Consider the following 12,918-nt stretch of genomic DNA (forward strand, 5'->3'; position numbering starts at 1 on the left):
CGATCGGCACGGCCGGCGACAATTCCGCCATGACGAGCGAAGCGACCGACACCGCGGCGACCGCCTATGACCTGCTCGGCGGCGATGCCGCCGTGCGCGCGCTGGTGGACCGCTTCTACGACCTGATGGACCTCGAGCCGGCGTACCGCGATCTGCGCGCGGTGCATCCGCACGAGCTGACCGGCTCTCGCGACAAGCTCTACTGGTTCCTGAGCGGCTGGCTCGGCGGGCCCGGCCTCTACATCGAGCGCTTCGGCCACCCGCGCCTGCGCGCGCGCCATCTGCCGTATTCGATCGGCATCCGCGAGCGCGACCAGTGGCTGGCCTGCATGGCACAGGCGATGGACGAACTGGCCATCGACGTGCCGCTGCGCGAGCGCCTGGCTGCCGCGTTCGCGAACACGGCCGACTGGATGCGCAACCGCGGCGGCTGAGGGGCAGCTCGCCGGGTCAGTCGCGCCGGCCGCGCCCGCCGAGGTAGAGGCCGACCGCCAGCGCCGCCAGCAGCAGCGCGAAGCCGGGCGACAGCACGCCGGTGGCGGTGCCGGCGATCTCGGCCGGATCGTTCAGCAGGGCGTCGGCAGGCGCCGCGGTCGTTGCCGAAGCCGCCGTGGACGAATGCATGGCCACCGGGGCCGACGTTGCGGCCGAAGTCGGTGCCGCCACCAGGCAACAGCCTGCCGCAACGGCGAGCGCAGCGACGCTGACCCGGCCGCCCGGCCACAACGGTTTTCGATTCATGGGCCCCCCGATTGCGGCGACCGGCCCGCCGGCGCCGATGAACGGAGCTTATCGGCCGACGAGCGGTTGTTCGACCCCGCGGCCAGGGGTGAGGGCTGGGATGAGGGCCCGGCAGGCCCCGGGGTTCTGCACACCAGGACAAAGAGGCAGGAGCGTTCGGACCCCTGCCTCTCTTCTATTGCTTGGCACGGAAGCGGCCGTCAGCCTTGTTGCCAGTTGCTGGCGATCAAGGGTTGCAGCGAGGACTGATAGATGCCGACCTCCGACTTCCAGGTCCGATCCGGTGCGCCGCAGCCGGATCTACTCGGCGGAGCACCCGTTGCCGAGCTCGATGCGGTTGCTTGTCCCGCCGCCGTCGAGCATTCAGTCCTGCCCGCCGCCCAGGTCAAGTCGGTAGATGTCGCCTTCGTTGCCTCGCGGCTGTCGAGCACGTCTTTGCCGCCCCAACGTGTCATGGCATCACCGGTTCGGAAGCATGCGGGGTGGCAGGTGGTCACCATGAGCAATGAGCAGGCGGCAATAGCGCAGCTCAACTGCGCCGAATCAGCGGTCGCGCGGTCGGCGCGGCCTCGCTGCCGGGGCCGGTTTCCCATGCTGCAGCAGCCAGTCGCGGATGAATCGCGCGGCCGGTCCGAACGGGTGGTCGATGCGGTGCGCCACGTAGGAGGGCTCCGTCGTTTCCCCGTCGCTGCCGAAGGCGGCGGCGGGCACGCGCACCAGGTGCCCCGCGCCGAGATCGCGCTCAACCGACCACAGCGGCAGGCGGCCCCAGCCCACGCCACCGAAGATCAGGGCCCGCTTGGTGTCCTGCCCGGAGACCCGCCAGGTCTGCGGTGACAACACGCCGAAGTCGCGCCCTTCGGACAGCCGCGACGGATCCTCCTGCACGATCTGCAGGTGCTCGGCGAGTTCGGCGCTGCGCAGCCGTGCGCGTCGCCGGGCGATCTCGGCCAGGGGGTGCGAGGCCGCAACGACCGCCACGAAGGGCACTGGCAGCACCGACGCCAGTTCGATGCGCGGGTCGCTGAAGCCCTGACCTACCGTGATGCCGAGGGTGCAGCGGCCCTCGGCCAGCGCCTCGAACGGACCGCCCAGCGCCGCCACTTCGATGCGCACGCGCACCGTCGGGAGCGCCTGGTTGAGCTCGCGCAGCGCAGCAGCCACCAGCGGCATCGGGAAGAGCGTGTCGACGACGATGGACAGCTCCATCTCGAGCCCCTCCGAGAGTGCGCGTGCGCGTGCGCGCATGAAGTCCACCTTCAGGAGGACCGCGCGCGCGTCCTCCAGCAGTGCCTTCCCGTGGGACGTGAGGACCGGACGCCGGCCCGTGCGATCAAAGACCAGCACACCCAGTTGCGACTCGAGCGAGGCGATGGCATGGCTGACCGCGGACTGTGCGCGCAGCAGCTTCGCGGCGCCCGCGCGGAAGCTGCCGGCGTCCGCGATCGCGACGAACGTGCGGATCTGGCCCAGCGTCATTCCATCGAGCATTGATCTACTCCATCGATCGAGAGAGTCGAAATTTTGTCACTTCTGTCGATCGATCGTTGGCGCCACAGTGACGGTCTGTCTAACCGATGAAAGAGGTCCTTCGATGGTCAAGGTGCTCGTCCTCTACTACTCGTCCTACGGTCATGTCGAAGCCATGGCCCATGAAGTCGCGACCGGCGCCCGGGAGGCGGGCGCCGAGGCGACCGTGAAGCGCGTGCCGGAACTGGTGCCGCCGCAGGTCAGGGCGGACGCAGGCTACAAGCTCGACCAGCCGGCGGAGATCGCGTCGGTGGAGGAACTGGCCGGGTACGACGCGATCGTGTTCGGCACGCCGACGCGGTTCGGCACGATGGCCGCCCAGATGAAGAACTTCATCGACCGCCTGGGCGGTGTCTGGTCGCGCGATGCGCTGGTCGGCAAGGTGGGCAGCGTCTTCACGTCCACCGGCAGTCAGCACGGCGGCCAGGAAGCCACGGTGCTGACCACGCACGTGGTGCTGCTGCACCTCGGCATGGTGGTGGTCGGGCTGCCCTACACCTTCAAGGGCCAGAGCCGCATGGACGAGGTGAGTGGCTGCAGCCCTTACGGCGCCTCGACGATCGCCGACGACGGGCACGGCGGCCACCGGGCCCCGAGCGCCAACGAGCGCGCCGGCGCGCGCTTCCAGGGTGCGCACGTGGCGCGCACAGCGCAGGCGCTCGCGTACGGTCGCCGCCACCTGGCGGGCGCCCGCATGTGATGGTGCGCTCGCCGATCACCGTGGGCCCTCCGGTGGAGGGCGCCTGGCGCACCGTCGCGCTGTCCGTCCTGGCCGGCATCGTGTCGGCGTTTCAGGCGGGCAAGGCGCCCGTCGCGCTCGACCTGCTGCGATCGGACCTCCAGCTCACGCTCACCGCGGCCTCGGGGCTGCTGTCGGCCTTCGCCATCGTCGGTGCGCTCGCCGGCGTCGCGACCGGCGTGCTGGTCGATCGCGTCGGCGCACGCCGGCTGGTGCTGGCGGGTCTCGCGCTGCAGGCACTCGCCAGCGCGCTCGGAGCGGCCGCTGCAGGCGCGGTCACGCTGCTGGCCACCCGAGTTGTCGAAGGCGTGGGGTTCCTGGCGGTGGCCGTCGCGGCGCCAGCCCTGATCGAGGCGGCCACCGCGCCGGCGCAGCGAACTCGCGCCTTCGCCGCCTGGAGCACCTTCATGCCGCTCGGCATGGCGACGGTCATGCTCGGCGCGCCGTGGTTGCACGCCGTGGGATGGCGCGCCTACTGGCTGCTGAACGCGGCCGTCCTGATCGCCGTCGCAGCCGCGCTGCTCGTGGGAACCGCCCGGCCCATCGCAGCGGTGCGTGCGCAGGGCCTGGCACGCGCCGATCTTCACGCGCTGCTGCGCGCCCGGGCGCCGCGGCGACTGGCGCTCCTGTTCACCCTCTTTTCGGCCGCCTTTTTCGCCGTCGTCACGTTCCTTCCGATGGTGCTTGCCGAACGTTGGGGACTGCCGGGACCGACGGCCGGCGTGCTCACCGCGCTGGCGGTCGCGCTGGGCGCGGCGGGCAACCTCGCGGCCGGGGCCTTGCTGGCGCGCGGAGTGCCGCCTCGCCGCCTGCTCGCGGCGGCCTTCGCGGGCCTGGCCCCGTGCGCCCTCGTGGTGTTCCTTCCTGCGATGCCGGCACCGGGTGCCTATGTGGCCTGCCTGGCCTTCTCCGCCGTGGGCGGCCTCGTGCCCACAGTGCTGTTCAGTCTCGCGCCGGCGGCTGCGCCCCGGCCGGCACTGGTCGGCGCCACGCTGGGAGGGCTGATGCAGGGCAACAATCTCGGCCTGGTGATCGGCCCGCTCGCCGCCGGCAGCCTGGCGTCCACCTGGGGGTGGCCGGTGGTGTCCTGGTGTGTCGGCGGCCTGTGTGCCGTGGCCGCTGGGCTGGCTGCAGGGAGGGGCCGCTCGCATGGGACCTGACGGCATGCTGGACGGCGATCATGCCCACCCCGGAGGTCCAGGGCCTCCAACTCGCCATAGCTAGCTGGCGCTGCCCCTTACCCCCCGTCGCCCCGTGGTGGGGGCAAGGGAGCCCAAGCCTTGCTCTCTTCCGTGCGCGGGAGGGCCGCTCGGGCTCAGCGGCTCGGTGCGTCGGGCCCGCCGTCGAGCAGCACGACGAGCGCGCCGGCGCCGCCGTCGCTCGGGCGCGCCTGCGCATAGGCCATGACCTCGTTCTTCTGGGCCAGCCAGCGCCGCACCTTGTCGCGCAGCACCGATTCGCGGCCCGGCGAGCCGTTGCCCTTGCCGTGCACGACGCGCACGCAGCGCAGGCCATGACGCTGGGCGTCGCGCAGGAAGTCGCCCAGCGCCTCGCGCGCCTCGTCGCGGCGCAGGCCGTGCAGGTCGAGCTGGGCCTGGATCGCCCAGATGCCGCGGCGCAGCTTGCGCACGACGTCCGGCCCCACGCCCGGGCGCCGGAAGGCCAGGCCCTCGTCGGTGTCGAGCAGGGTTTCGACATCGAAGTCGTCCGACAGCGCCTGGCGCAACACGGCTTGCTCGTCGCGTTCGCGCTGCGCCGCGCGTGCCTCGCGGCGGGGGCGCGGCACGTGGGCGCGATCGCGCGCAGGCAGCGCCGTCACCGGGCCGACCGTGCGCGCGAACAGGTCGCGCTCGCGCGTGGCCGCGGCCTCGCGTTCGCGCCGCTCGGCCTCGAGCCGCGCGGCTTCGCGCCGCTGCGCTTCGAGCCGGCGCTGCAGCTCGCCGAGATCGGACAGGCTGTGCAGCGGCCTGGGCGTGGGGCGGCGCGTGGTCACAGCAGGCCTCGCTCGGCGAAGGACACGCTGCCGCCGCGCGCGATCACCATGTGGTCGAGCACGTGCACGTCGACCAGCGCCAGCGCGTCGCGCAATGCGCGGGTCAGGGTCTCGTCGGCGCGCGAAGGCTCGGCGACGCCGGAGGGATGGTTGTGCGCCAGGATCACCGCACCGGCATTGAGCGCCAGCGCGCGCTTGACCACCTCGCGCGGGTAGACGCTGGTCTGCGTCAGCGTGCCGCGAAACAGCGTCTCGAAGGCCAGCAGCCGGTGCTGCGAATCGAGGAACAGTGCGGCGAAGACCTCGTGGTCGAGCGCCGCGAGCTGCAGCCGCAGGTAATCGCGCACCGCTTCGGGCGACTCGAAGACCGGCCGCGCCGCCAGCTGGGCCGCGATGGCCCGGCGCGCCAGTTCCAGCACGGCGACCAGCTCGGCGCGCTTGGCCTGGCCGAGTCCCTTGACCTTGGCCAGCGCCTCGGCCGGCAGCGCGAGCAGGCCGGCCAGACCGCCAAAGCCGTCGAGCAGGTGCTGCGACAGCTGCAGCACGTCGCGCTGCGGCGTGCCGGTGCGCAGCAGCAGCGCCAGCAGCTCGGCGTCGGCGAGCGCCGCGGCGCCGCGCGCCAGCAGCTTCTCGCGCGGGCGCGCCTCGGGTGGCAAGTCCTTCAGGGGCATCGTGTCGGGGCCGAAACCTACAATCCGCGGTCAGTCTATCGAACGCCCTCCAAGTCCCGTGGCCACTGTCCGATCCGGTTCCTTCCTGACCTTGCACTACCGCCTGAGCGGCGCCGACGGCCAGGCCGTCGTCGACACCTTCGGCGGCCCGCCGGCGACGCTGTCGCTGGGCGCCGGCGAGCTGTCGCCGGCCATCGAGGCGCGCCTGATGGGCCTGGAGGAGGGCAGCAGCGCGCGGTTCGAGCTCGAACCCGGCGAGGCCTTCGGCCAGCGCAGCCCCGAACTGCTGCAACGCGTGAAGCTCGCCCTGCTGCGCGAGCTGGGCGATCCCGACGAGGTCTACAGCGTCGGCGACGTGGTGCAGTTCCCGACGCCCGACGGCCAGGGCAGCTATGCCGGCGTGGTGCGCGAGGTCGGGCCGGCGGAGGAAGACTGGGCGCTGTTCGACTTCAACCACCCGCTCGCCGGCCAGGCCGTGCGCTTCGAGGTGCAGCTGATCGGGGTGCTGTGATGACGCAGGAAGCCAACGCTGGCCAGCCGCTCGTGGATGAAGTGCTGCTGGCCGAGCCGCGCGGCTTCTGCGCCGGCGTGGACCGGGCGATCGAGATCGTCGAGCGCGCGCTGACCAGGTTCGGCGCGCCGATCTACGTGCGCCACGAGATCGTGCACAACACCTACGTGGTCAACGACCTCAAGGCCAAGGGCGCGATCTTCATCGAAGACCTCGCCGAGGTGCCGCCCGGCGCGACGCTGGTGTTCAGCGCGCACGGCGTGAGCCAGGCGGTGCGCCGCGAGGCGGCCGAGCGCGGATTCAGCGTCTTCGATGCGACCTGCCCGCTGGTGACCAAGGTGCATGTCGAGGTCGCCAAGCTCGCCAAGGAAGGCTACGAGTTCGTGATGATCGGCCACAAGGGCCACCCCGAAGTCGAAGGCACGATGGGCCAGCTCAGCGACGGCATCTACCTGGTCGAGGAGGTTGCCGACGTAGAGCACGTGCAGGTGCGCGATGCGGCCAAGCTCGCGGTCGTGACCCAGACCACCTTGAGCGTCGACGACGCGGCCGAGATCCTTGCCGCGGTGAAGCGCCGCTTCCCGCAGGTGCGCGAGCCGAAGAAGCAGGACATCTGCTACGCGACGCAGAACCGCCAGGACGCGGTCAAGCTGATGTCGCCGCAGGTCGACGTCGTGGTGGTGGTCGGCAGCCCCACCAGCTCCAACAGCAACCGCCTGCGCGAGCTCGCCGAGCGCCTGGGCACGACAGCCTACATGATCGACAGCCCCGACGACCTGCGCGAGGAATGGTTCGCCCATCCGCAAGGCCAGGCGCTGCGCGTGGGCCTGACCGCCGGCGCCTCGGCGCCCGACATCCTGGTGCAGCAGGTGATCGCGCGCCTCAAGGCGCTCGGCGCGGTGTCGGTGCGCAAGATGGACGGCGTGCAGGAGACCGTGCACTTTCCGCTGCCCAAGGGCCTGGGCGACAAGTCGATGGCCTCGGTGCGCTGACGCGCACGCAGGCCGCCCCGACCCGCACTTTTACAATCCGGCGCTTTCCCGCCGGAACCCGCACCGATGCTCGACATCAACCTGCTGCGCAAGGACCTCGACGGCGTCGTCGAGCGCCTCTCGCGCCGCCAGCATCCGCAGCCCTTCCTCGACGTCGAGCGCTTTCGCGCGCTCGAGGCCGAGCGCAAGACCATCCAGACCCGCACCGAGGAACTGCAGGCCAGGCGCAACTCGCTGTCCAAGCAGATCGGCCAGCTCAAGCAAAAGGGCGAGGACAGCTCGGCGGTGATGGCCGAGGTCGGCGGCATCGGCGATGCGCTCAAGGCCAGCGCCGAGCGGCTCGAGGTGATCCAGTCGGAGCTGTCGTCGCTGCTGATGAACGTGCCCAACCTGCCGCAGGACGACGTGCCGGTGGGCGCCGACGAGCAGGCCAACCTCGAGGTGCGCCGCTGGGGCACGCCGAGTGAGCTAGGCTTCGCGCCCAAGGACCACGTCGATCTCGGCGCGCCGCTGGGGCTGGACTTCGAGACCGGCGTCAAGCTCTCGGGCGCGCGCTTCTCGTTCCTGCGCGGCCCCGCTGCCCGGTTGCACCGTGCCCTCGCGCAGTTCATGCTCGACGTGCAGACGCAGGAGCACGGCTACACCGAGTGCTACACGCCCTACATCGTCAACCGCGAGATCCTCGAAGGCACCGGCCAGCTGCCCAAGTTCAAGGAAGACATGTTCTGGGTGCTCCGGGGCGGCGACGAGGCGCAGCCTGAGCAGTACCTGATCTCCACTTCGGAGATCTCGCTGACCAACACCGTGCGCGAGCAGATCCTCGACGCGGCCGCGCTGCCCATCAAACTGACCGCGCATTCGCCGTGCTTTCGCAGCGAGGCCGGCAGCGCCGGGCGCGACACGCGCGGCATGATCCGCCAGCACCAGTTCGACAAGGTCGAGATGGTGCAGATCGTGCAGCCCGAGCAATCGAACGCCGCGCTCGAGCAGATGGTCGGCCACGCCGAGGCGGTGCTGCAAAAGCTCGAACTGCCTTATCGCGTGATGCTGCTGTCGACCGGCGACATGGGCTTCGGCGCTGCCAAGACCTACGACCTCGAGGTCTGGCTTCCCGCGCAGAACACCTACCGCGAGATCAGCTCGTGCTCGAACTGCGAGGCCTTCCAGGCGCGGCGCATGCAGGCGCGCTATCGCAACGCGCAGGGCAAGCCCGAGCTCGTGCACACGCTCAACGGCTCGGGCCTCGCGGTCGGCCGCACGCTCGTCGCCGTGCTCGAGAACCATCAGCGCGCCGACGGCTCGATCGGCGTGCCGCCGGCCTTGCGTCCTTACCTGGGAGGCGCGACGGAACTGCGCGCGTGATCAGCTATACTGAGCGGCTTCGCCGATGACCACCGGCGAAGCCGCATCAGGCAACACCAGGAGAGGTGGCAGAGTGGTCGAATGCGCCGGACTCGAAATCCGGTATACGTGAATAACGTATCGTGGGTTCGAATCCCACCCTCTCCGCCAAGACATCAAGCAAGACGGGCCCTTCGGGGCCCGTCTTGCTTTCTAGCCAACATCCCGCTCCGCAAGCACCCCCGACTCTTCATCGATCCGGGTTTGCTGCGCGGCTTTGCTGTCGCTCGGTTCGGCCGGGGAGTGCGGGCCTGAATGATCGGCATGGGCGATTGAGGAGTCATTCGCCCCTGTCTTGCGTCGGCTGCGCGTGGCACCCCCATCAACCCATCTCCGGTCGGGTTGAAGGGGCCGCCCGCCCAACGCCTCAGCGCGAGTTGCCCGCCGTCAGCGTCGTGTAGCTGTTGATCAGGTTGCGGTAGTCGGGGATGTGCTTGGAGAACAGCGCACCCAGGCCCTCAATGTCGTTGCGCCAGTCGCGGTGCAACTCGCAGGCCACGCCGAACCAGGTCATCAGCTGGGCGCCGGCTTCGGCCATGCGATTCCAGGCCGAGTGCCGGGTCAGCTCATTGAAGGTGCCTGAGGCGTCGGTGACGACGAAGACATCGAAGTCTTCGGCCAGTGCCGACAACGTCGGGAAGGCCACGCAGACCTCGGTGACCACGCCGGCGACGATCAGCTGTTTCTTGCCGGTGGCCTTGACCGCCTTCACGAAGTCCTCGTTGTCCCAGGCGTTGATCTGGCCGGGGCGGGCGATATAGGGCGCGTCGGGGAAGGTTTCCTTCAGCTCGGGCACCAGCGGGCCGTTGGGGCCGCTTTCGAAGCTGGTGGTCAGGATGGTCGGCAGCCCGAAGTACTTGGCCAGGTCGGCCAGGGCCAGCACGTTGTTCTTGAACTTGTCGGGATCGATGTCCCGCACCAGGGACAGCAGGCCGGTCTGGTGGTCGACCAGCAGCACGGCGGCGTTGTTCTTGTCCAGACGGACATAGGGCTTGCTCATCAGGGTCTCCTTGTGCCGCGCATCGGCGGCGGGGGGGCGCCGGCAACCGGCCGGCGAACGGGTTTGCTCGGTGGACTCGGTGACTCAGACCCGCATGCGCCCGAACTTCCCGCTCTTGAAGTCGGCCATCGCCTGATGGATCTCGGCGGCGTTGTTCATCACGAAGGGGCCTTGGCCGACGATGGGCTCGTCGATCGGCTCGCCGCTGAGCAGCAGCACGCTGGCATCGTCATTGGCCTCCAGGCCGATCGCGTCGCCGCTGCGGTCCAGCAGCACCATCTGCGCGTCCCGCGCCACTTGGCTGGCATTGACAAGCACCGTTCCGCGCAGCACGACGACAGCAGCGGTGTGCCCATCGGGGAGCATCAGTTGCAGCTCTCCGTCGCGCCGCAGCTTCAGGTCCCAGACATTGAGCGGCGTGAAGGTGCGGGCTGGCCCGCGCCGCCCGTGGTGATCGCCGGCAATCACGCGCAGGCTGCCGGCCGCGCCGGGCAACTGAACGACCGGGATGTCGGCTGACGCGATCGCCTGGTAGCCGGGCGCGCTCATCTTGTCCTTGGCCGGCAGATTGACCCACAGCTGCACCATCTCCAGCCGGCCGCCGCGCTGGGTGAATGCGGGCGTGTGGAACTCCTCGTGCAGGATGCCGGCGCCAGCCGTCATCCACTGCACATCACCCGGACCAATTACGCCGCCCTCGCCGGTCGAGTCGCGGTGCGCAACCTCGCCCTCGTAGACGATGGTCACCGTCTCGAATCCCCGGTGCGGGTGCGTGCCCACGCCGCGCGGCCGGGCTGCCGGCGCGAAGTCCGCCGGACCGGCGTAGTCGAGCAGCAGGAAGGGGCTGAGATGGGCACCCAGGCTCTGGTAGCTGAACAGCGAGCGCACCGGAAAGCCGTCGCCCACCCAGTGCGGCCGGGTGTTTCCGTAGAGACCGAGAACCTTTTTCATGCGCCGCTCCTTGGAGGTCGCCAGCCGATCCGGCAGCGACGACAGAACGTTATTCATGAAACACTGGATCGACTAGACGGCAGAAATCGGCCACAGAGTTCTGAAATCAGAACGATGATCTCGTCCATGCAGAACCTCAACGATCTCTACTTCTATGCCCGCGTCGTCGAGCACGGCGGTTTTGCGGCCGCCAGTCGCGCACTGGGCGTGCCCAAGTCCAAGCTGAGCCGACGCATCGCGCAGCTGGAGGAGCGCCTGGGCACGCGACTCATTCACCGCTCGACGCGGCGCTTTGCGGTGACCGAGATCGGCCAGGAGTACTTCCGCCATTGCCAGGCGCTGCTGGTGCAAGCCGAGGCGGCGCAGGAGGTCATCGAGCGCACGTTGAGCGGACCGCACGGCCTGGTGCGGCTGAGCTGCCCAGTGGCGCTGCTCGACTACCAGGTGGGCGAGATGCTCGCCCGCTACCTGCAGCAATGTCCCGGGGTGCAGCTGCACGTGGAAAGCACGAACCGCCGCGTCGACGTGATCGCCGAAGGCTTCGACCTGGCGATCCGCGTGCGGTTTCCGCCGCTGGAGGATTCCGATCTCGTGATGAAGCAGCTCGGCCTCAGCACCCAGCGGCTGGTGGCCAGTCCGACGCTGCTGCAGGGCCTGCGGCAGCCGCTGACTCCGGCCGATCTACCCGGCCTGCCCAGCCTCGACGAAGGGCCGCCGCACCGCCAGCACGCCTGGCAGTTGGACGCGGCAGACGGCGCCAGTGCGAATGTGCCGCACCAGCCCCGACTGGTCACCGACGACCGCCTGGCGCTGCGTATTGCGGCGCTCCACGGCGTCGGCGTCGTGCAGCTGCCGACCATGATGGTTCGGGAGGATCTGCGCGCAGGGCGCCTGGTCGATGTCCTCCCCGGTTGGCGTCCCCGGCCCGCCATCGCGCATCTGGTCTTCCCGTCGCGGCGCGGCCTGCTGCCCGCGGTGCGGCAACTGATCGATTTCCTCGCCGCAGAGTTCGAGGTTCTGGCTGCGCTGGAGCAGAAGCAGGAGCGCGTGGCGCTGCGTCGGCAACGGGCCAGCGGGGTAGGTTGAAACGTCGAGCTTGCGCGCGATGCGGTTTGCGCTGCTCATTGACCGTTGTACATGTGAGCGATTCGTTCGGCGGCCCTGCAGCCCGCAGACTTGGCGGTCTCACACGCCACCGGCTGTGAGCTGGTCTCCCGCATGGACAAGGTCGGCTTGCCGAGTGCCTCCGCTCGCGCGCCATTCGCGTGGCGAGCACCCGAAGCGATCACGGAAGGCTCGACTGAAGTGAGCCGCGTCGTTGAAACCCCAGTTGAAAGCGATCTCTGCAACGGAGGCTCGCGCTCGGCGCGGATCCAACAGATCCCGGCTGCACTGGTCAAGTCGACGGCCCCACAGATACTGCGACGGTGACTGGGGCTCGGATTTGAAGAGTCGGTGCAGATGTCCGGGCGACATGTGCAGGCTCGACGCAATGGACTCGATCGTGAGCGTCGGATCCTGCAGCCGCTCGTCGATGCAGCGGCGAATGCGGGCCACGTGATAGGCGCTCATCGTCGATGGCTCGACATTGCGGCAAGCCGGAAGTGATCTGAGCCCGGCGACGAGCAGATTGACGATGCCCTCGGCCACGGCCCCTGCCGACGCCGGAACGAGACTGTCGACCTCGGTCTGCAGCGTGTTGATCATTTCGATCAACAGCCGGCCGGCGCCCGTGCGACCGCACACGGTGGTGGCTGTGAGCTTGTGGGTGTCGCGAACCAGGGACCGCAGATGGTCTCCTCGCATCTTCAGCACGATCTCACCGAAGTCGTCGTCGAAGCGCAGCGTGTAGGGCCGTGTGCTGTCGTAGATGGCGAAGTCGCCGGGCGACAGGACGGCCTCCCTGCCGTCCTGAATGATCGTGCCGCCGCCGTGCGTCTGCAGGCTGACGATGAAGTAGTCGTCGCTGGCCGTGGAGATTGTCCGTGGCGTGCGCATCACCCGCTGACTGCGCGACTTGACGACAGAAACGTCGAGACCTGGCAACTGATGGCGGAGGATCGAGCCGGCAAACCCGCTCCCCTTCTCGAGTGGGTCGCACTCGAGCTTCACGTAGGTTGCGCAGATCAGGTCGGTCCAGAACGCAGCGCGCTGAGGAGGGCTGACGACGTCGGTGGTCAACAACTGGCTCATCGGGCTTTCCTAAGGTATCGCCTACCCGCCGAGGAGCGGCTAGGCAAATGCACATCTTCGTCCTCGGCGAGGCCATCCTCAAGCAATTGATCCTTCTGGAAACACCAAGGCGAGACCCTGAGTCAAGTGATCTGTTCCTGATGGGCAAGGCGGACGGACTCGCGGAGGTGTGTGGAGGGAAGTTCACGTCGTGAAC

15 protein-coding genes and 1 tRNA gene are annotated in these 12,918 nt (G+C 69.3%); 9 read left to right on the top strand and 7 right to left on the bottom strand.

What is annotated here, in order from left to right:
* Nucleotides 1-29: 29 nt before the first annotated feature.
* Entirely contained in the window at nucleotides 30-434 is a 405-nt protein-coding gene (locus ACO2TI_RS17175; RefSeq protein WP_423286179.1) for a group II truncated hemoglobin, read from the top strand.
* A gap of 16 nt (nucleotides 435-450) precedes the next feature.
* Here the strand turns inward: ACO2TI_RS17175 and ACO2TI_RS17180 are convergent, their stop codons facing one another.
* Nucleotides 451-624, bottom strand: a complete 174-nt coding sequence (locus ACO2TI_RS17180; RefSeq protein ID WP_423286182.1) for a hypothetical protein — start codon at nucleotides 622-624, stop codon at nucleotides 451-453.
* A 660-nt stretch (nucleotides 625-1,284) separates the two neighbouring features.
* Complete coding sequence (locus tag ACO2TI_RS17185; RefSeq protein ID WP_423286183.1) at nucleotides 1,285-2,232, bottom strand: LysR family transcriptional regulator; 948 nt, start codon at nucleotides 2,230-2,232, stop codon at nucleotides 1,285-1,287.
* 103 nt (nucleotides 2,233-2,335) lie between these two features.
* Here ACO2TI_RS17185 and wrbA point away from each other — a divergent pair, with 103 nt between their 5' ends.
* Entirely contained in the window at nucleotides 2,336-2,971 is a 636-nt protein-coding gene (wrbA, locus tag ACO2TI_RS17190) for an NAD(P)H:quinone oxidoreductase (RefSeq protein ID WP_423286185.1), read from the top strand.
* Nucleotides 2,971-4,170, top strand: a complete 1,200-nt coding sequence (locus ACO2TI_RS17195) for an MFS transporter (protein ID WP_423286187.1) — start codon at nucleotides 2,971-2,973, stop codon at nucleotides 4,168-4,170. Before wrbA ends, ACO2TI_RS17195 begins: the two co-directional genes overlap by 1 nt.
* 155 nt (nucleotides 4,171-4,325) lie before the next feature.
* On the opposite strand, the gene ACO2TI_RS17200 is transcribed toward ACO2TI_RS17195, so the two are convergent.
* On the bottom strand, nucleotides 4,326-5,003 hold the full coding sequence (locus ACO2TI_RS17200) for a Smr/MutS family protein (protein ID WP_423286190.1): 678 nt from the start codon (nucleotides 5,001-5,003) through the stop codon (nucleotides 4,326-4,328).
* Nucleotides 5,000-5,674 carry a RadC family protein gene (gene radC, locus ACO2TI_RS17205; RefSeq protein WP_423286191.1) on the bottom strand — a complete coding sequence of 225 codons (675 nt, stop codon included), beginning with the start codon at nucleotides 5,672-5,674 and terminating at the stop codon, nucleotides 5,000-5,002. The genes ACO2TI_RS17200 and radC overlap by 4 nt, the downstream gene beginning before the upstream one ends.
* Nucleotides 5,675-5,732: 58 nt before the next feature.
* Here radC and ACO2TI_RS17210 point away from each other — a divergent pair, with 58 nt between their 5' ends.
* From ACO2TI_RS17210 to ACO2TI_RS17225, 4 genes are all read left to right on the top strand, one after another.
* On the top strand, nucleotides 5,733-6,185 hold the full coding sequence (locus tag ACO2TI_RS17210) for an FKBP-type peptidyl-prolyl cis-trans isomerase (RefSeq protein WP_423286193.1): 453 nt from the start codon (nucleotides 5,733-5,735) through the stop codon (nucleotides 6,183-6,185).
* Nucleotides 6,185-7,177: a 4-hydroxy-3-methylbut-2-enyl diphosphate reductase gene (gene ispH, locus ACO2TI_RS17215; RefSeq protein WP_423286195.1), complete on the top strand. Its 993-nt coding sequence runs from the start codon at nucleotides 6,185-6,187 to the stop codon at nucleotides 7,175-7,177. Before ACO2TI_RS17210 ends, ispH begins: the two co-directional genes overlap by 1 nt.
* Nucleotides 7,178-7,243: 66 nt before the next feature.
* Nucleotides 7,244-8,539 carry a serine--tRNA ligase gene (gene serS, locus ACO2TI_RS17220; RefSeq protein WP_423286196.1) on the top strand — a complete coding sequence of 432 codons (1,296 nt, stop codon included), beginning with the start codon at nucleotides 7,244-7,246 and terminating at the stop codon, nucleotides 8,537-8,539.
* 59 nt (nucleotides 8,540-8,598) lie between these two features.
* Nucleotides 8,599-8,689 (top strand) — tRNA-Ser (locus tag ACO2TI_RS17225).
* Nucleotides 8,690-8,945: 256 nt separating this feature from the next.
* Here the strand turns inward: ACO2TI_RS17225 and ycaC are convergent.
* Together ycaC and ACO2TI_RS17235 are read right to left on the bottom strand one after the other, a co-directional pair.
* Complete coding sequence (gene ycaC, locus ACO2TI_RS17230; protein WP_423286198.1) at nucleotides 8,946-9,578, bottom strand: isochorismate family cysteine hydrolase YcaC; 633 nt, start codon at nucleotides 9,576-9,578, stop codon at nucleotides 8,946-8,948.
* 84 nt (nucleotides 9,579-9,662) lie between these two features.
* Nucleotides 9,663-10,529 (bottom strand): pirin family protein, encoded by an 867-nt coding sequence (locus tag ACO2TI_RS17235; protein ID WP_423286200.1) that lies wholly within the window; start codon nucleotides 10,527-10,529, stop codon nucleotides 9,663-9,665.
* Between the two features lie 114 nt (nucleotides 10,530-10,643).
* Between ACO2TI_RS17235 and ACO2TI_RS17240 the strand changes: the two genes are divergently transcribed.
* Nucleotides 10,644-11,615 carry a LysR substrate-binding domain-containing protein gene (locus ACO2TI_RS17240; protein WP_423286202.1) on the top strand — a complete coding sequence of 324 codons (972 nt, stop codon included), beginning with the start codon at nucleotides 10,644-10,646 and terminating at the stop codon, nucleotides 11,613-11,615.
* 99 nt (nucleotides 11,616-11,714) lie between these two features.
* Here ACO2TI_RS17240 and ACO2TI_RS17245 read toward each other — a convergent pair whose 3' ends face one another.
* Complete coding sequence (locus tag ACO2TI_RS17245; protein WP_423286204.1) at nucleotides 11,715-12,722, bottom strand: helix-turn-helix domain-containing protein; 1,008 nt, start codon at nucleotides 12,720-12,722, stop codon at nucleotides 11,715-11,717.
* A gap of 47 nt (nucleotides 12,723-12,769) precedes the next feature.
* Between ACO2TI_RS17245 and ACO2TI_RS17250 the strand changes: the two genes are divergently transcribed.
* A complete protein-coding gene (locus ACO2TI_RS17250; protein WP_423286206.1) occupies nucleotides 12,770-12,916 on the top strand; it encodes a hypothetical protein in 147 nt (48 codons plus the stop codon).
* Nucleotides 12,917-12,918: the final 2 nt, after the last annotated feature.

Source organism: Caldimonas sp. KR1-144, assembly GCF_049446155.1.
Taxonomy (GTDB): Bacteria; Pseudomonadota; Gammaproteobacteria; order Burkholderiales; family Burkholderiaceae_C; genus Rivibacter.

What these genes read in the sequence shown, in the direction of transcription:
- ACO2TI_RS17245 (WP_423286204.1), bottom strand. Translation starts at nt 12,722, where the DNA reads ATGAGCCAGTTGTTGACCACCGACGTCGTCAGCCCTCCTCAGCGCGCT.
- ispH (WP_423286195.1), top strand. Translation starts at nt 6,185, where the DNA reads ATGACGCAGGAAGCCAACGCTGGCCAGCCGCTCGTGGATGAAGTGCTG.
- ACO2TI_RS17235 (WP_423286200.1), bottom strand. Translation starts at nt 10,529, where the DNA reads ATGAAAAAGGTTCTCGGTCTCTACGGAAACACCCGGCCGCACTGGGTG.
- serS (WP_423286196.1), top strand. Translation starts at nt 7,244, where the DNA reads ATGCTCGACATCAACCTGCTGCGCAAGGACCTCGACGGCGTCGTCGAG.
- ACO2TI_RS17180 (WP_423286182.1), bottom strand. Translation starts at nt 624, where the DNA reads ATGCATTCGTCCACGGCGGCTTCGGCAACGACCGCGGCGCCTGCCGAC.
- ACO2TI_RS17175 (WP_423286179.1), top strand. Translation starts at nt 30, where the DNA reads ATGACGAGCGAAGCGACCGACACCGCGGCGACCGCCTATGACCTGCTC.
- ACO2TI_RS17195 (WP_423286187.1), top strand. Translation starts at nt 2,971, where the DNA reads ATGGTGCGCTCGCCGATCACCGTGGGCCCTCCGGTGGAGGGCGCCTGG.
- ycaC (WP_423286198.1), bottom strand. Translation starts at nt 9,578, where the DNA reads ATGAGCAAGCCCTATGTCCGTCTGGACAAGAACAACGCCGCCGTGCTG.
- wrbA (WP_423286185.1), top strand. Translation starts at nt 2,336, where the DNA reads ATGGTCAAGGTGCTCGTCCTCTACTACTCGTCCTACGGTCATGTCGAA.
- ACO2TI_RS17185 (WP_423286183.1), bottom strand. Translation starts at nt 2,232, where the DNA reads ATGCTCGATGGAATGACGCTGGGCCAGATCCGCACGTTCGTCGCGATC.
- radC (WP_423286191.1), bottom strand. Translation starts at nt 5,674, where the DNA reads ATGCCCCTGAAGGACTTGCCACCCGAGGCGCGCCCGCGCGAGAAGCTG.
- ACO2TI_RS17240 (WP_423286202.1), top strand. Translation starts at nt 10,644, where the DNA reads ATGATCTCGTCCATGCAGAACCTCAACGATCTCTACTTCTATGCCCGC.
- ACO2TI_RS17250 (WP_423286206.1), top strand. Translation starts at nt 12,770, where the DNA reads ATGCACATCTTCGTCCTCGGCGAGGCCATCCTCAAGCAATTGATCCTT.